Origin of the sequence: Jeotgalibaca caeni, assembly GCF_028863945.1 — a bacterium.
Taxonomy (GTDB): domain Bacteria; phylum Bacillota; class Bacilli; order Lactobacillales; family Aerococcaceae; genus Jeotgalibaca; species Jeotgalibaca caeni.
Window position 1 is genome coordinate 1 of record NZ_JARBEA010000056.1, and the last position, 16,260, is coordinate 16,260.

The 16,260-nt window shown below is 40.4% G+C and carries 16 protein-coding genes; 4 read left to right on the forward strand and 12 right to left on the reverse strand.

The genetic code is table 11. From position 1 onward, the window contains the following. Window positions 1-98: 98 nt before the first annotated feature. Complete coding sequence (locus PVE40_RS10500; protein ID WP_274731885.1) at window positions 99-617, reverse strand: type 1 glutamine amidotransferase domain-containing protein; 519 nt, start codon at window positions 615-617, stop codon at window positions 99-101. A gap of 142 nt (window positions 618-759) precedes the next feature. Here PVE40_RS10500 and PVE40_RS10505 point away from each other — a divergent pair, with 142 nt between their 5' ends. Continuing rightward, a complete protein-coding gene (locus tag PVE40_RS10505) occupies window positions 760-1,428 on the forward strand; it encodes a DUF421 domain-containing protein (protein WP_274731886.1) in 669 nt (222 codons plus the stop codon). A 76-nt stretch (window positions 1,429-1,504) separates the two neighbouring features. On the opposite strand, the gene PVE40_RS10510 is transcribed toward PVE40_RS10505, so the two are convergent. After that, window positions 1,505-3,670: a Tex family protein gene (locus tag PVE40_RS10510; protein ID WP_274731888.1), complete on the reverse strand. Its 2,166-nt coding sequence runs from the start codon at window positions 3,668-3,670 to the stop codon at window positions 1,505-1,507. Window positions 3,671-3,691: 21 nt separating this feature from the next. Continuing rightward, window positions 3,692-4,432: a metallophosphoesterase family protein gene (locus PVE40_RS10515; protein WP_274731889.1), complete on the reverse strand. Its 741-nt coding sequence runs from the start codon at window positions 4,430-4,432 to the stop codon at window positions 3,692-3,694. Window positions 4,433-4,665: 233 nt separating this feature from the next. On the opposite strand from PVE40_RS10515, the gene PVE40_RS10520 reads away from it, so the two are divergent. Both PVE40_RS10520 and PVE40_RS10525 read left to right on the forward strand, forming a co-directional pair. After that, window positions 4,666-6,129: an NCS2 family permease gene (locus PVE40_RS10520; RefSeq protein WP_274731890.1), complete on the forward strand. Its 1,464-nt coding sequence runs from the start codon at window positions 4,666-4,668 to the stop codon at window positions 6,127-6,129. Between the two features lie 272 nt (window positions 6,130-6,401). Next, the gene (locus PVE40_RS10525; protein ID WP_274731891.1) at window positions 6,402-9,062 is read left to right on the forward strand and encodes a cation-translocating P-type ATPase; all 2,661 of its coding nucleotides are present in this window, start codon (window positions 6,402-6,404) and stop codon (window positions 9,060-9,062) included. A gap of 63 nt (window positions 9,063-9,125) precedes the next feature. On the opposite strand, the gene gorA is transcribed toward PVE40_RS10525, so the two are convergent. The 4 genes from gorA to PVE40_RS10545 are packed head-to-tail and all read right to left on the reverse strand — an operon-like array spanning window position 9,126 to window position 12,198. Next, window positions 9,126-10,475 (reverse strand): glutathione-disulfide reductase, encoded by a 1,350-nt coding sequence (gorA, locus tag PVE40_RS10530; RefSeq protein ID WP_274731892.1) that lies wholly within the window; start codon window positions 10,473-10,475, stop codon window positions 9,126-9,128. Then, window positions 10,475-11,044, reverse strand: coding sequence for a dihydrolipoamide dehydrogenase (locus PVE40_RS10535; RefSeq protein WP_274731893.1), 570 nt, complete (start codon window positions 11,042-11,044; stop codon window positions 10,475-10,477). The genes gorA and PVE40_RS10535 overlap by 1 nt, the downstream gene beginning before the upstream one ends. Before the next feature lie 17 nt (window positions 11,045-11,061). Beyond that, window positions 11,062-11,631, reverse strand: a complete 570-nt coding sequence (locus PVE40_RS10540) for a chromate transporter (protein ID WP_274731894.1) — start codon at window positions 11,629-11,631, stop codon at window positions 11,062-11,064. After that, a complete protein-coding gene (locus tag PVE40_RS10545) occupies window positions 11,632-12,198 on the reverse strand; it encodes a chromate transporter (RefSeq protein WP_274731901.1) in 567 nt (188 codons plus the stop codon). A 157-nt stretch (window positions 12,199-12,355) separates the two neighbouring features. Here PVE40_RS10545 and PVE40_RS10550 point away from each other — a divergent pair, with 157 nt between their 5' ends. Then, the gene (locus PVE40_RS10550) at window positions 12,356-12,694 is read left to right on the forward strand and encodes an iron-sulfur cluster biosynthesis family protein (protein WP_274731895.1); all 339 of its coding nucleotides are present in this window, start codon (window positions 12,356-12,358) and stop codon (window positions 12,692-12,694) included. 210 nt (window positions 12,695-12,904) lie between these two features. Here PVE40_RS10550 and PVE40_RS10555 read toward each other — a convergent pair whose 3' ends face one another. The 5 genes from PVE40_RS10555 to PVE40_RS10575 form a co-directional block, all read right to left on the reverse strand. Next, window positions 12,905-13,075: a lacto-N-biose phosphorylase central domain-containing protein gene (locus PVE40_RS10555; protein WP_274731896.1), complete on the reverse strand. Its 171-nt coding sequence runs from the start codon at window positions 13,073-13,075 to the stop codon at window positions 12,905-12,907. A 77-nt stretch (window positions 13,076-13,152) separates the two neighbouring features. After that, window positions 13,153-13,533, reverse strand: coding sequence for an SMU1112c/YaeR family gloxylase I-like metalloprotein (gene gloA2, locus PVE40_RS10560; RefSeq protein ID WP_274731897.1), 381 nt, complete (start codon window positions 13,531-13,533; stop codon window positions 13,153-13,155). 81 nt (window positions 13,534-13,614) lie between these two features. Then, window positions 13,615-14,805, reverse strand: a complete 1,191-nt coding sequence (locus PVE40_RS10565; RefSeq protein ID WP_274731898.1) for a hypothetical protein — start codon at window positions 14,803-14,805, stop codon at window positions 13,615-13,617. Between the two features lie 12 nt (window positions 14,806-14,817). Then, window positions 14,818-15,642, reverse strand: a complete 825-nt coding sequence (locus PVE40_RS10570) for a hypothetical protein (RefSeq protein ID WP_274731899.1) — start codon at window positions 15,640-15,642, stop codon at window positions 14,818-14,820. After that, window positions 15,639-16,260: ATP-binding cassette domain-containing protein (locus PVE40_RS10575; protein ID WP_274731900.1), on the reverse strand; the 622-nt coding region annotated here is incomplete at its 5' end. The genes PVE40_RS10575 and PVE40_RS10570, both read right to left, overlap by 4 nt.

The following is a 16,260-nucleotide window of genomic DNA, read 5'->3' on the forward strand; positions in this document are numbered from 1 at the left end:
AACACCTCCGACATAGTATTTGGTATTATACCATTCCGAAGGTGTTTTATATTGTCTCATTTATTTGTGTTAGTCTATTTTAGCAGGTTCTTCTTTTTTTATTTTTCTAGTGCTTCTACAATCGCTTTGTTAAAGGCTGGCAAGTCTTCTGGTGTACGGCTCGTGATGAGGCCGCTCTTATCAATAACGAGCTCGCTATCCTCCCAGATTGCTCCTGCATTAATTAAGTCAATTCCTACTTGGCTAACGGAAGTCATTTTCTTCCCTTCAACTACCTCAGCGTTGATCAGCAATTGAGGGCCATGGCAGATCGTGAAAATTGGTTTCTTCTCTTGATCAAAGTGAATGACAAAATCCAAGAACCGTTTGTCTTTACGCAATTGGTCTGGTGAATAACCACCAGGAATCAACAAGGCATCGAAATCTGCTGGATTCACATCGTCAATCCCTTTATCGATGGTTACCTCTGCTTCCTCTTTTTTACCTTTTACCACATTGCCTGCTTTCTTCTCAATCGTCGTAATCTCATGTCCTGCTTCTTTTAGTGCCTCTGCTGGTGAAGTGTACTCAGAGTCTTCAAAAAGATTGGTGATTAAGACAGCTACTTTTTTACTCATTCTCTGATTCCCCTTTCTTTCGTTATAATTAGTGTAACAAAAGGTGGTTCCTGATGCCAAATGAAAAGAATTAAACCATTTATTTGGCGAATTCCAGATCTGTCTTTTAGAATGGATGGTATAAAGAAAGAAGGTTGATGTTATGTACATAGGTATATTATCAAAACTATTTATCGGTTTTTTTGGCACCATTATCGTGATGAGAGCAGTTGGAAAAAAGGCACTCTCCGAAATTACACCGTACGATATTATCTACACGATTATTTTAGGGGGAATTGTGCAGGAAGGACTCTATGATGATAAAGTTCATGTTGGACATATCGTATTTGCTCTCTTTATATGGGGAGTGGTAATTTATCTCGTAGAGACCTTGGTACAGCGAAGAGATAATGTCGCACGCAAGATGAAGGGGGAGCCTTCTGTTTTCATTTACAAAGGTGAATTAAACTTGTATGAAATTCATCAAAATCATATTGAAATGGAACAATTACGCAGCATCTTACGGGAACAAAACTGTTTTTCCCTCAGTCAAGTCGAATATGCAGTGATGGAAACAAACGGAATTGTATCAATTATTAAGAATCCCGACTCACCGGATGCATTTACGTACTTACTTGTAGATGATGGCGTTCCTGAAATAAACACTCTTCAAACAATCGGAAAAGACGAAAAGTGGTTGTATGATCAGCTCGGGGAATTGGGTTATACCGATATCAAAGAGTTGGTTTATGTGGAATGGTCTGAAGAAAATCAATTTTTGGTGAAGACATATGCGGAATGCTATAACCAACACGTAGCTGTAGACGGGTAAGGTACCGTTTCTCTGCTTAATTGAAAAATCCGTGCAAACAAACGATTTAATAGTCGCAAGTTTGCACGGGTTTTCTTTATTTAATCATCGTTAATGCTATTCGGCCTTTTTTCACATCAACCGATTCAAGCCATACGGTCACGATATCTCCAACGCTCACCACATCGGTTGGGTGCTTGACGAAGTTATGACTGAGTTTAGAAATATGAACGAGTCCATCTTGTTTCACTCCAATATCAACAAACGCGCCAAAGTCGACAACATTACGAACGGTTCCTTGCAGTTCCATTCCTTCCTTCAAGTCTTCCATCGTTAGAACATCTTGACGCAGGAGGGGCTGGGCAATTTCATCACGCAAGTCTCTTCCAGGCTTGGTTAAGCTGGCAATAATATCACGCAAGGTTTCTTTTCCTAAACCAGTTTCTTCCATTATTCTTTGTTGGTCTAACTTTTCCAGAGCTTCTTTTGCTTGTTCGGTTCCCACGTCTTTCAGCTTTAATCCTGCCAGTTCGAGCACCTTTTTAGCTTCAGCATAAGACTCTGGGTGAATATCGGTATTATCCAGAATGTTCTTCCCTTCCAGAATTCGCAAGAACCCTGCTGCTTGTTGATAAGCTTTCGGTCCTAAACGAGGGACTTTTTTGAGTTCAGGGCGACCGGTAAAGCCGCCATTTTCTTCGCGGTACTCAACAATATTTTGGGCAATCGTTTTATTCAAACCGGAAACATGTTGCAAGAGCGGCACACTGGCGGTATTTAAATTAACTCCTACTTGGTTTACTGCTGTTTCCACCACAAAATCCAAACGTTCCGTCAGCCGCTTCTGAGAAACGTCATGCTGATACTGCCCTACGCCTACTGATTTCGGATCAATCTTCACTAACTCGGCTAATGGGTCTTGCAAGCGACGAGCGATGCTGACAGCACTGCGTTCTTCCACTTGGAAATGAGGGAACTCTTCTCGGGCCAGATCACTTGCTGAATAAACAGACGCTCCCGCTTCATTGACAATCACATAAAAAACGGGACGATCAAGCATCTGGATTTGCTCTGCTACAAAGCGCTCAGATTCACGGCTTGCCGTACCATTTCCAATCGCAATCATTTCTACTTGGTAGTTTTCAAGCAACTGACGGAATTGCGGTCCCGCTTCTGCTCGTTTGGCTGCGCCAGCTGGTGGATGGGGATAAATGACGCCTTTATCCAATACCTTCCCGGTGACATCTACTACTGACAACTTACACCCCGTTCGATAAGCAGGATCTAATCCTAAAACGACTTTCCCTTTTAATGGAGGCTGCAGGAGAAGATTTCGCAAATTTTCGCCAAAGATATCAATGGCTTGTTCTTCTGCCGTTACGGTCAATTCATTGCGAATTTCCCGTTCAATCGCTGGTCCAATAAAACGTTGGTAGCTGTCTTGATAGGCTGCTGTGACGTAAGGCGTTGCGACACTATCTTTGTTCTTAATGAGTTGCGCTCTTAAATACGCATCAATCTTGTCCGATTCTACTCGCAAAGCTACTCTTAAAATCCCTTCCTTTTCCCCACGGTTCATGGCCAGCATACGGTGAGGTTGAACGGAACGAACAGCTTGAGAGAAATCATAGTACATTTCATATACGTCTTTTTCATCAGCTTCTTCATTTTTCACTACACTGACGATAAGACCAAACTTTCTCGTATACGTCCGGATTTTTTCACGAAAAACGGGTTCATCGCCTACCATTTCAGCAATAATTTCATGCGCTCCTTGAAGAGCTTCTTCAACGCTTTGAACTTTCTCCCCTACATAAGCAGCAGCAGTTTCTTCTACTGATTCACTTGTGGGGAATGAAAGTAGCCACTCTGCTAAAGATGCAAGTCCCTTTTCTCTCGCAATCGCTGCTTTTGTACGTTTCTTTTGCTTATAAGGACGATACAAATCTTCCACGCGTTGCATTTTTTCGGCGGAGCGAATGTCTTTCGTTAATTCAGGAGTTAGCTTCCCTTGCTCCTCGATGATGCGAATCACTTCTTCTTTACGCTGTTCCAAGTTCAATAAATATTGATAGCGCTCTTCGATCTGACGAATTTGGACTTCGTCAAGTGACCCAGTCATCTCCTTACGGTAACGTGCAATAAACGGGACGGTATTCCCTTCGCCTAACAATTGCAGAACTGCCGTAATTTGTTTCTTATGATATTCTTTCAATTCTCCCATTAATAAGGGAAGTACTTTTTCCTCTACTTTTTCAGACACTTCGTTTGTTCATCCTCTCTCTTACAAATAAACTTCCGTGATGAATTCATTGGAATCGTCTTTCTTTATCCCATAACGATGAACCATTCCGTGTTTATCAAAAACAATACCGTGAAGCGTACCACCAAATACCGCCCCACCGTCAATTCCAATTTTATCGTCTTCCATCCATATTTGCGATTCAGTCTGGTCTTGGTGCAATAAAAAGGTTGGTGTGTGACCAAACACAATTTTCTTCCCTGTATGGTTTTTCCCTTTATGGAATTCTTCTCGAATCCATAAAAAGTCACTGGGATTCGTTTCCCGCCAATGATCTTTCGTTAAATCTACTCCTGCATGAACGAAAAGATACGAATCCCACTCGTAATGATAAGGCAAAAATTTCAAAAAAGGAACCAGCTCCGGGTAACGGTCCTTGATTTGCCTCACCATTTCCAGTGGGTTTTTATTTGTAATTGGTTCTTCTAACAAAGTTTCGACCGTCTTCCAGCCGCCATTCAAGAAGTAATTCGGTCCGTATTTTTGCGGATTCGAAAGAAAGTTAAATAATAAATCTTCATGATTACCCGCGAGGCAAATCGCCTCTTCTTCTTTTATCAACTGTTGGACTACTTCTAAACATTCTTTCGGATTTTCTCCACGGTCAATAATATCTCCAATAAAAATTAACCTTTGAGAAGATGGCTCCCAAAACTCCAATAACTTCCGTAACATTCCAATTTCACCATGTACGTCTCCAATTACAAAAAGTTGTTCCTTCATCTTGTCACCACCCTCTCTTTTTATTCTTTATTTTACCATAATTAGACAAAGAGTCACTTTTAAGCAAAAACCGAACATTAAAATATTAAATATCAAAAATTGTTAACATTTCGTATTGATACATTTTATTTATTTCGATATAATAAAATGGTCGATACGATTCCTGAACATTGCACTCATTCAAATCAACTAGGAATGTTCGTCAAAACCATACAAAAGGAGCTTCACAACACATGGAAAAGTTTTTCAAGTTAAAAGAGCATGGTACCACTGTCTCTACAGAAGTACTGGCTGGTATTACCACATTCTTCGCTATGGCATACATTATTTTTGTTAATCCAGCAATTCTTTCTTTATCGGGTATGCCTAGTCAGGCTGTTTTCTTGGCTACTATTATTTCAGCAGCAGTCAGCACCTTAGTAATGGGATTATTTGCGAACGTGCCTTATGCGTTAGCTCCCGGAATGGGCTTGAATGCCTTCTTTACTTATACAGTGGTATTCGCTCTTGATTTTTCTTGGCAACAAGCGCTCGCGATGGTATTCCTTTGCGGTGTGATTAATGTACTCATTACTGTTACACGTATTCGTAAAATGATTATTAAATCTATTCCTGATTCACTCCAGCATGCTATTAGCGCCGGAATTGGTATTTTTATTTCTTATATTGGAGTTAAAAACGCGGGCTTCCTTCAATTCACTTCCGATGCAGGAAGTATTCTTTCCATTAATAATGCCCCTTATGATCCTGCACTTTCTACGTACGAAGGCGGTGTAGGTACGATAGTCAGCAGTGGCGGAATCGTTCCAGCACTTGTGAACTTCACTCAGAGCCCTGCTATGCTCGCTTTGATTGGTTTAATTATTACGATTGTTTTGATGATTCGCAACGTGCGCGGTGCAATTATCATCGGAATCATTGCAACGACTCTTCTAGGAATTCCATTCGGGGTCGTTGAAATATCTGCCAATACCTTATCAGCGAATTCATTAGGAACAGCCATTTCAGAATTAGGTGTCACATTTGGTGCCGCCTTTGGTAAGGAAGGTTTGGTTTCCTTATTCACGGATGCAGAACGAATTCCACTGGTATTGATGACTATTTTCGCTTTCAGCTTATCTGATACCTTCGACACAATCGGAACCTTTATTGGAACGGGTCGTCGTACTGGAATTTTTTCTGAAGAAGATGAGAAATCTCTTGAAGAAGGAAAAGGTTTCTCTTCAAAAATGGACAAGTCTTTGTTCGCAGACTCTATCGGTACTATTTTCGGTGCTATTTTCGGGACATCTAATACGACTACTTTCGTAGAAAGTGCTGCTGGTATCGGCGCTGGCGGTCGGACCGGTTTGACTGCTGTCGTTGTAGCGGGAATGTTTATCATCAGTGCATTTTTTGCACCGTTAATTGGCGTTGTTCCTGCAGCTGCAACTGCCCCTTCTTTAATTATTGTAGGAATCTTAATGATGTCTTCTTTCAAAGATATCGACTGGTCTAATCTTGAAGACGCGATTCCAGCATTTTTCGCTTCTATTTTCATGGGACTTACTTACAACATCTCTACAGGGATTGCAGCGGGTTTCATTTTTTATGTAATTGTGAAAGTTTGTTTAGGAAAGGCAAAAGAAATCCATCCGATTTTGTGGGGTTCTACGATTCTCTTCCTTATTAACTATGTAATTATGGCATTCCTCTAATTAACTACATTTTGAAAAAACGTACGCTTTTAGTTGCGAATTCACAAAAATACCGCTATAATAAATTGAGCGTTAAATTGAAGATCTCCATAGGGGAGTAACTAGCAGCAATATGCTGTGGTAACATCAACAATAAGTAGAGCACAACTGTCTGCTGGTGTTACCTTAAATAGTGAGACTTATGCATATTGAATGTCCATCTTATGGGTAGTTCGGTATCATAAGTCTTTTTTCTTTTTATCGCTAAGAAAAGATAAGAGAGGGGAAAGAATGTGGCAAAAGAACAGTTACGTGAAGCCTTCTACACACAAGACCCAGAGTCCGTCCTATCAACTTTAGGAACGTCTCGTGATGGTTTAAGTGATGCAGAAGCAAAGAAAAGGATCGAGGAATACGGTCATAATGCATTAGACGAGGGAGAGAGCAAAACGCTCCTACAAAAATTCTTTGATCAGTTCAAAGATTTCATGATCCTTGTTCTGTTAGCAGCCGCTTTGATATCCGGTGTACTTGGCGAAGTTTCTGATGCAATAATTATTTTAATGGTTGTAGTCTTAAATGCGGCACTTGGTGTTTTCCAAGAAGCAAAAGCAGAAGAAGCAATCAATGCCTTGAAACAAATGGCTTCTCCTATGGCACGTGTAAAACGTGGTGGAAGCGTTGTTTCAATTAAGAGTGAAGACATCGTTCCTGGAGACATCGTTCTCTTGGAAGCTGGTGACGTAGTCCCTGCTGACCTACGCTTGATCGACGCAAACTCCTTGAAAGTTGAGGAAGCTGCTTTGACTGGTGAATCTGTACCAGTTGAAAAAGAAATGATCATCGTAGAAAACGACGCAGCACTTGGAGACCGTGTAAACATGGCCTTCTCTAGTACGAACGTAACTTACGGACGTGCTACAGGTGTCGTTGTTGGAACTGGTATGGGAACTGAAGTTGGACATATTGCAAACATGTTGGCAAATGCTGAAGAAAGCAAAACCCCACTTCAAGAAAACCAAGACCAATTAGGTAAAGCTCTAACGATTCTTATTTTGGTCGTAGCAGCTGTTATGTTCGTAGTTGGTTTATTAAATGGCCGTAACTGGTTGGAAATGCTTCTTACTTCCATTTCCGTAGCCGTAGCTGCTATTCCTGAAGGTCTTCCAGCAATCACAACGATTATCCTGGCTTTGGGAACACAAAGAATGGCAAAAAGAAATGCATTGGTTCGTAAGTTACCAGCTGTAGAAACTCTCGGTGGGACAGAAGTAATCTGTTCTGATAAGACTGGTACATTGACAATGAACCAAATGACTGTTGAAAAAGTATATTACAACGGTACTGTTCATGATGTGGATCAAGAAATTGATTTATCCATTCCTGTAATGAAAGTTATGAATTTTGCGAATGATACTGAAATCAGCAGTGATGGCCGTTTAATTGGTGACCCTACTGAAACAGCAATGATTCAATTCGGTATCGACAAAGGCATGAATTTAAAAGAAGAATTAGGAAAAGAACCTCGTATCGCTGAAGTTCCTTTTGAATCTGATCGTAAATTGATGTCTACTATTCACGAACAAGCTGACGGACGTTACTTTGTTGCTACAAAAGGTGCTCCTGATGAATTGTTGAAACGTACAACACACATTGATATCAATGGTGAAGTTCGTGAAATGACTGACGCTATTCGCGAAGAAATCCTGCAAGCGAACACTTCTCTTGCTGTTCAAGCACTTCGTGTATTGGCTATGGCTTATAAGTATGTAGATACTGTACCAAGTCAAATGTCTTCTGAAAATGTTGAGTTTGACCTTGTATATGCTGGTATGATCGGTATGATCGACCCTGAGCGTCCAGAAGCTGCAGATGCAATTCGTGTTGCTAAAGGTGCTGGTATCCGTACAATCATGATTACTGGTGACCACAGAGACACTGCTCAAGCAATTGCTACTCGTTTAGGAATTCTTGAAGAAGGTCAACGTGATGGCGTCCTTACAGGTGCTGAACTGAACGAGCAATCTGATGAAGAATTTGCACGTAATGTTGAGAAATATTCTGTATACGCTCGTGTATCTCCTGAACATAAAGTTCGTATTGTTAAAGCATGGCAAAACCATGGTAAAGTTGTTTCCATGACTGGTGACGGTGTTAACGATGCTCCTTCCTTGAAGACAGCTGACATCGGTGTTGGTATGGGTATCACAGGTACTGAAGTTTCTAAAGGTGCTTCTGATATGGTTCTTGCAGACGATAACTTCCAAACAATCGTTATTGCGGTTGAAGAAGGACGTAAAGTATTCGCAAACATTCAAAAAGCAGTTCAGTTCTTGCTATCTGCTAACTTGGGTGAAGTTATGGCCTTGTTCGTTGCTACCTTCCTAGGTTGGACGATCTTGGAACCTGTACATATTCTATGGATTAACTTAGTAACGGATACGTTCCCTGCTATCGCACTTGGTCTTGAAAATGCAGAGTCTGACATCATGGAACACAAACCACGTGGCAGAAGCTCAAACTTCTTCTCCAATGGTGTTGGCGGAGCGATTATCTACCAAGGTATTCTAGAAGGTGCTATTACCCTATTCGTTTACTGGTGGGGAAGTACCAACCCAATGGCTGGTCACACAGGTGATTTAGCTCATATGGATGCTGAAACAATGGCATTTATCACATTGGGTATGATTCAATTGTTCCACGCATACAACTCGAAATCTGTTTACAAATCCATCTTCCAAGTGGGCGTATTCAGTAACAAGTCTCTCGTTTATGCGACTCTATTGTCCGCAGTATTGCTTCTAGGTGTTATTTTAACTCCTGGATTGAACACATTCTTCGGCGTTTCTCAATTGACTGGTCTACAATGGGCTGTGTCAGTCGGAGCTGCCTTTGCAATCATACCGATTGTTGAGCTTGTGAAAGCAATTCAACGTGCAATGGGTAAAAAATAATCCATTGATACAAAAAATCCTCTACCATTAAACTGGTAGAGGATTTTTTTGCTATATCGATATCTATCTCATCGTTACAAATTCTTCTGCACCGGTAGGATGAATGGCAACCGTATTATCAAAGTCTTCTTTCGTTGCACCCATCTTCACTGCTACAGCGAACCCTTGAATCATTTCATCAACACCAAAGCCAATCCCATGTAAACCGATTACTTTTTCTTCTTCACCGACACAGACTAACTTCATTCGAACACTTTGTCGGTGCATAGTAACTGCTGTATACATAGATGCAAACGTAGAGGTATAGACCTTCACCTGATCAGTCCCATATTTGGCAATCGCCTCTTCCTCACTCAATCCGATTGTACCAATCGGCGGATGGCTGAAGATGACCGTTGGAATGTTATCGTAGTTCAACTTCTCATTCGGTTTATTGTTAAACAATCGTTCTGACAATCTTCTTCCTGCTGCAATTGCGACTGGTGTCAGCATCTTCTTGCCTGTCACATCACCCACTGCATGGATTCCTTCTTGTGTCGTATTTTGATACTCATCTACTTCAATAAAGCCATTCTCGTCTAGTTGTACACCTGCTAGATCCAGGTTCAATCCATCTGTATTTGGTACCCGCCCAATTGCCCAGATAATTTTGTCAAATGTATTCTCGCGGCCATCTTCTAGTACGAGCGTTAAGGTGCCATCTTCGTTCTTGCGAACTTCCTTTGGCACAGAGCGAATATGCAAGAATGGACCTTCCTTCTCCATTTCTTGAACGAGTCCCTCTACAATCATACTGTCATAGGAACGAAGTGGTCGATCACGCCGTACAAATAAGTGAGTATCAACGCCTAGGGTATGCATCACTCCAGCGAGTTCCACCGCGATATATCCAGCTCCAACAATAGCAACTTTCTTCGGCAACTCTTTCCAAGCAAAGAAGTCATCGGACGTCTCACCTAGCTCGCAGCCTGGAATACCTGGTATCGCTGGCTTTGCTCCTGTTGCGATTAAAATATGCTTCGCACGAATCTCTTCTCCATTTACTTCTACGGTATGAGGATCTAAGAACCGAGCATACCCTTCAATTACTTCGACATTACGGCGTTCAAATCCAACCTGATAGGAATTTCGTGAACGTTCAATATACGCTTCACGGTTGCGTAACAATGTCGCAAAATCGAAACTAGTTTCCGTACTAGTGAAGCCATAATCAGGTCCATATTTGTGAATAGCATTTGCTACCTCTGCAGCATACCACATGATTTTCTTAGGCACACACCCAATATTTACGCAGGTGCCTCCAATTAGGCTTCCTTCAATTACGGCTGTTTTTGCTCCGTATTCGGCAGCACGGTTCATTGTAGCGATACCGCCACTACCGCCTCCGATTGATATGAAATCAAATTCTCTCATTAATAATTCCCTGCCTTCCCTTTTCTTTCCTCTAGCCATACACAGCTCAATGTTTGTGAAGCTGGAATAACGGCTTTGTGATTTCCATGATTATCGTATCCTCGGTAATAGAGCTTTCCGTCTTCATTATAGCCGTAAGAATAAACAACCAACCAATGATTCTTGTATCTACTGTTTAAGAGCTTTGTCGTTCCAACGATGACTGGGATTGGATGTTCTCCGCTTAGCAATTCAGGAACAATCTGTTCTGTCACAAGACCCATTTTCACTTCCCAAAAAGAAGTATCCTGTAAAATTCGTCGTAAGCCGTTCGCGAGATCCCAGAAAAAGGTTCCACGGTATGGAAACAAATCATCCACTACTTTTTTTAGACCATTCAACAATGTTTCTTTACTCAAACTATGTCGCGTTTTTTGGTAAACCGCATCATGGACCAGCACTGCCGTGCAGTACGTACCGCAGATACCAGGGTGATGACGATTAATCCAAGAACGATACTTCAAGAAGCGACCCGGTGGTAAGCCAATCCATTTTTTCGGTAATTCATTCGAATGTTCTTTGGCAGACATCCTTCACCTTTCCTTTCTTAAAAGATACCCGCAAAAGAGAGTGCAATGCCGATTATCCCGCAAATAAAAATAACAAGAATTGAATCAACTTTATATTTCCTCAATGCAATAAAGGCCAGAACCATCAATAAAACTGCAACAAGATTAATTTCTTGGCCAAACAAAGAAAATCCTCCTGTTTGGAAAAGTGCTGCTACCAAGAGTGAAGCTCCAGCCGAAGCAATCAATGCCACTACGGCTGGACGCAAGCCCATCAATACTCCTTGCATCGAATCCACACTACGATATTTATAGTAAATTCTAGCTAAGATTAGAGCAATAATAATAGAAGGCATAATCGTTCCCATAGTCGCAATAACGGCACCAAAGAATCCAGCCACTTTCGTTCCTACAAAAGAAGCAGAATTAATTGCAATCGGTCCAGGAGTAACTTGGGAAATGGTGACGATATCTGTATATTCTTGTAAAGTCAGCCAACTCTGATTGTTGACCACTTCATTCTCAATCAAGGGCAAGGAAGCATAGCCTCCGCCGATTGTAAATAAACCGATTTTGAAGAAAGCATAGAAGAGTTCCCAATAAATCATTTATACTCCCCCTTTCTTCAGTTTCTGCATGTTATTGATATACCCAATGATACCCGCTACTAAAATAACCAGGATCACGTTTACTTCAAAAATAAATCCAGCTACAAAAGCCCCAATGAGTATAAGCAGATTCACAATATCTTTCGTCTTCAGTACATCTTTTACCATAGTCACAACTACATTTAAGATTACGGCAACCACACCAATTTGCATTCCCAACATCAATGCATCTACAATTGGATTGTCTCGAAAAGACATATAGAAGTACGAAATAACGGTAATAATAATCAGGGGTGGACTCACTGTTCCTAAAACAGTTGTCAATGCACCTGATACACCTGCCATCCGATAGCCTACTAAAATCGAAGTATTTACTGCTAAAGCGCCCGGCATAGACTGCCCTAACGCTACCAAATCAAGCATTTCTTCCGTATCAATCCACTTCAAATCTTCCACAAATTTCTTTTGCATTAAAGGTACAATCACGTACCCCCCACCTATCGTAAAGGCACTAAGGACAAAAGTCGATTTCAATAGTGTCCAATACAAGGAGAGGGATCGTTCCATTTTCTCCACATACTTTCCTCCTCTGCACATTCAATAATTTGATTTTACCATTGTTGCTTTGTGAAGTAAAAAGGCCTGCAAAAATTCGGAAGCATATCTTATCATCCACTAAACAAATTTGTGTTAAAATAGATGTGTAAATGAAAGGAGGCAGCTCATGAACTTCACTTTTACAGAAGCTGCAATAGAAGCACTTAGCCAACGTCAAGCGACAGAAAACTTAAGCCTTTACTATCATGTGGAGCCTCAAGACTGCGGTTGCCCAAATGGAGGCATCTTCATCCTGCGGGTTAATGATTCGGAATATCAAGAGTATGATATCGAACTAGATACAAATCTAGGCACAATAAAAGCCCAAAAATGGGCAATGGTTTACTTGGATCAAGAGAACAAAATGGATTTCAGAAAGAATGCCGGAACGTTTTCCTTAAAAAGCGAGCGAGGATATCTTAATATGAATGTCCCATTAGAAAGAAAAGAACCTATTTCTTCTTAAATGGTTATCATACTTCACACGGAAAGCTAGATGACTTGTCTGGTTCTCTGTGTTAAAAATAAATCGTGTGACCAACGTGATTACTTTCTCACATTGGTCACACGATTTTATTTTACGTAATTCCGATAACCTGAAGGAGTGCATACGGTCTACCGATTACCTTTTGTCCGCCAATGACTTGATACAGAGCAATCAGCAAAAGAACGACCTTTATGATTTTTCCGAAAAGCTGATAAAGGTGACCTCAACAGGCATTCCACTCAACGCTTCAAAAATACCTAAGTAGGAATCAATTTGTTTGTAAGGCAAAGCATGAGCTACCACGTGTGATTGCCAAGTGCGCAAGCTTCCCCAAGCATTCAATACTGCCACTTTTAGCATGGTTGCTTCCTTATGTGGGTACTCTTCCCCGTTTAACTATCGAAAAATCCAAAAAGATAAAGTGTCTATATCTGAGGTTACTCGTGCAATTCAATCGGAAGACCATCTGGATCCCGAAAAAATGTAAAAGGCTTATTACTAATCGAATCCAGCCGAATCGGTTCACATTCGACTCCTTTTTCTGTCAAAGCCGAGACCGCATCTTCTATGTGATCAACTTGAAAGCATAAGTGACGTAAACCAGCAGCTTCCGGATTCGTAATACGTTTGGGTGGATTTGGGAAAGAGAATAATTCAATTTGAGTGTCTCCTACTTCTAAATCTAACTTGTAGGAATCCCTATCAGCTCGGTAATGCTCATTGATGATTGGTAACTCCAACACTTCAGTATAAAACTGCTTCGATTTTTCATAATTAGAAGCAATGATCGCAATGTGATGAATTTTATTTAGTTTCATAAACAACCTCCTGATTTCTTTTGTTTATTATAACGCAAAAAGGAATGAAGCAGGACCACTATTCCTGCTTCATTCCTTTTATCATTCAAAATATGCTTTTTCAAAATATGCATTACTTCCGTTAACAGCTTCCATTTTAATGGAGCCTTCAACTATTTTTTCCATCGATGGCAGTCGAACAGCTACAACTCCTGCCGGGTCATCGGATGAATAGATATGCCTTTCAAGAAGCATGATTCCTTCGTGTGTTGGAATTAATTCCAGTTCATAATTTGTTTCGCCAAATATATCAGCTTTTACTGGAATTTCGTTTACTTCCATCACTGTTTCTGTGTAAATATTGTAAGGTAGAATCGAAACGATTCCTTCCTCGTATTGAATCAGGTAAACCATCTCATCTTCGGCATATAGATAAGCATCAGTCTTGTTGAACTCTTCTGGTACAGTTACGTCGACCTTTTCGTCCCTCTCTATCGAATACATCGTAAATGTTCGGAAGACTTCTGGAATAATTTCATCCTCTTCCTCTGAATAAACCTGCCAACTTTCGACAGACAATAACATCGGATCTTCTTGGTTTAGAACAAAAAGATCAATAGTAGACCCATGCTCTTCGGCTTCAGGAGACGACTCTGCTTTGATCTTAGAAACTACTTCTTGTTTCTCGATATCATAGACATAAATGTGTGTGGAACTATCATATTCTTCCCCAATCATCATCTGAATCACAAGATAGGGCTCTGTATATGAAATGGTCCGAATCGTAACATGATTAATCAATTTTTCAGATGAAACCGTAATGTTACCTAATACTTCCTCTCCCTTTGTTTCTTTATTATAAGAAGTAAGGCTTAAAGAAATTTCTTTCTTCTTTTCTTCTTGGAAGCTTGGGTAGTAATCAGGTGCATAAAAAAGATAGGTATCTGACTCAGTAAAATTAGACGAATAAGCTTCCTTCCCTCGAATAAAATCAGGATAACGTAAACGTAGACTTTCCATCCCGAAAGGTTGTTGGATATACATCGACTGAAAGATTGGATTTTTCTTGTACTGCGTTCCTTCAGTTGAAACTTCTACACTTTGTCCTTGTCCACCTTGCCAAACATAGGTAGGCAGATGTAACGAATCCAACCCTGACTCTTCCCCATCTTCTATTGTAATCGTAAAGGATGGTTTTGTTGTCTCCGCAAAGGCAATGCGGACATAGTAGCTACAGATGATTCCCATGAAAAAAATTGCTAAGCCTAAAATCATTCTCTTCTTTTGTTTCATTTTTCTCCCCTCCTATACAGTAATTTTACTTTGGAGCAGTTTTTTGCTGATGAATCCTGCTAGAACCGCACATAAGATACTTAAAAATACACCAATCAGCAATACTTCATGAGGGAACAAATATTTGAATACAGAGGATTGTACCGCCACAATCACAACCAAAAAGCTAACTGCTACAATAGCAAAATCAATCAGAATCCCTTTCCACTTGTAGCTAAGCTCTAAAAGAATCATCATATATAACACAACGAGTGCTGAGATTCCAACGATATAGTGGACAAAAAAATCAACAATTGTAGGCGGTAAAACGATAAACAAGACGGGATGCATATTGATTACTTGTACAAGTGTAGTAGATTGATATAACTCATTCGGAACAATCATACTTAATAATTGATCACCCAAGACGATTACGACTAGTTCCAATGCCAAAAGCCCTGCAATCATGAACAAAATGGTCAGTAATTTGGCGAAAAAGATGCTCATCCTTGATCCTGGCAAAGTCAGGAGACGATACGATAAGTTGTTTTTCCCAATCCAGTCACGGTACCAGATTCCCAATGCATACATACAAAGGAGAATAAGCCCCAAGAAAATAGCAAAATTAAAAAATACATTGTTGACTACATCGACATAGGTAGCCGGTCCAAATTGTTCTTGAAATTCCAAAATACTTCCTTGAGTCTCCCGCTGGAAAATCTCAAAATTTCGAACATACCAGTGGTTCACTAAAAATACTGCACCCGTTTGAAGAACGACAATCAATCCCATCAAAATGACATATCCCGTTTTCATTCGATTCAATTCATAAGTAAGTAAATCAGTCATTTTCTTCATGCTTGATACACCTCTCTCATGACATCGATTACCGATTTCCCTTCAGCCCGCTCATCCTCTGCATAGAAATCTCGTTGTATTTCGCCGCCCTCTAGCATTACAATGCGATCTACTAATACTTCGACCTCATCTAAGTGGTGCGTCGCTAGCAAAACTCCTTTATCAACTACGAATTTACTAGTGAATACCTCTAAAATTTGTTCCCGAGCAAAAATATCAATACCGGAGAAAGGTTCATCCATCAAATAGTAATCTGCATCCAGGGAGAGCCCCAAGAGAAAGTTAATTTTCGCTTGATTCCCTTTTGAATGCTCTTTGATTTTATCTTCTGTCTTTAGTTTGAAAAAACGAACCAACTCATCAGCTTTAGCTTGATTCCATCTTGTATAGTACGTTGCCATGAATTCCATTGTTTCTTGAATAGTCATATTTCTTGGCATAGTAATACTGTCAGGAATATATGCGATTCGCTCATAAAGGTGATGGTCAGGTTGCTCGTTATCTAGTAGTATTCCCCCTTTGTCAGCAGGAGTCAGACGCATGTTTGTGGCAAGATAAACGTACATACAATTGCAGCGCAAAAGTACATAGCTCCGCAAGCAGCTTAGGGTAAAATAA

What these genes read in the sequence shown, in the direction of transcription:
- PVE40_RS10535 (WP_274731893.1), bottom strand. Translation starts at nt 11,044, where the DNA reads ATGTCTGCCAAAGAACATTCGAATGAATTACCGAAAAAATGGATTGGC.
- PVE40_RS10520 (WP_274731890.1), top strand. Translation starts at nt 4,666, where the DNA reads ATGGAAAAGTTTTTCAAGTTAAAAGAGCATGGTACCACTGTCTCTACA.
- PVE40_RS10555 (WP_274731896.1), bottom strand. Translation starts at nt 13,075, where the DNA reads ATGCTAAAAGTGGCAGTATTGAATGCTTGGGGAAGCTTGCGCACTTGG.
- PVE40_RS10500 (WP_274731885.1), bottom strand. Translation starts at nt 617, where the DNA reads ATGAGTAAAAAAGTAGCTGTCTTAATCACCAATCTTTTTGAAGACTCT.
- PVE40_RS10515 (WP_274731889.1), bottom strand. Translation starts at nt 4,432, where the DNA reads ATGAAGGAACAACTTTTTGTAATTGGAGACGTACATGGTGAAATTGGA.
- PVE40_RS10505 (WP_274731886.1), top strand. Translation starts at nt 760, where the DNA reads ATGTACATAGGTATATTATCAAAACTATTTATCGGTTTTTTTGGCACC.
- gloA2 (WP_274731897.1), bottom strand. Translation starts at nt 13,533, where the DNA reads ATGAAACTAAATAAAATTCATCACATTGCGATCATTGCTTCTAATTAT.
- PVE40_RS10550 (WP_274731895.1), top strand. Translation starts at nt 12,356, where the DNA reads ATGAACTTCACTTTTACAGAAGCTGCAATAGAAGCACTTAGCCAACGT.
- PVE40_RS10570 (WP_274731899.1), bottom strand. Translation starts at nt 15,642, where the DNA reads ATGAAGAAAATGACTGATTTACTTACTTATGAATTGAATCGAATGAAA.
- PVE40_RS10545 (WP_274731901.1), bottom strand. Translation starts at nt 12,198, where the DNA reads ATGGAACGATCCCTCTCCTTGTATTGGACACTATTGAAATCGACTTTT.
- gorA (WP_274731892.1), bottom strand. Translation starts at nt 10,475, where the DNA reads ATGAGAGAATTTGATTTCATATCAATCGGAGGCGGTAGTGGCGGTATC.
- PVE40_RS10540 (WP_274731894.1), bottom strand. Translation starts at nt 11,631, where the DNA reads ATGATTTATTGGGAACTCTTCTATGCTTTCTTCAAAATCGGTTTATTT.
- PVE40_RS10565 (WP_274731898.1), bottom strand. Translation starts at nt 14,805, where the DNA reads ATGAAACAAAAGAAGAGAATGATTTTAGGCTTAGCAATTTTTTTCATG.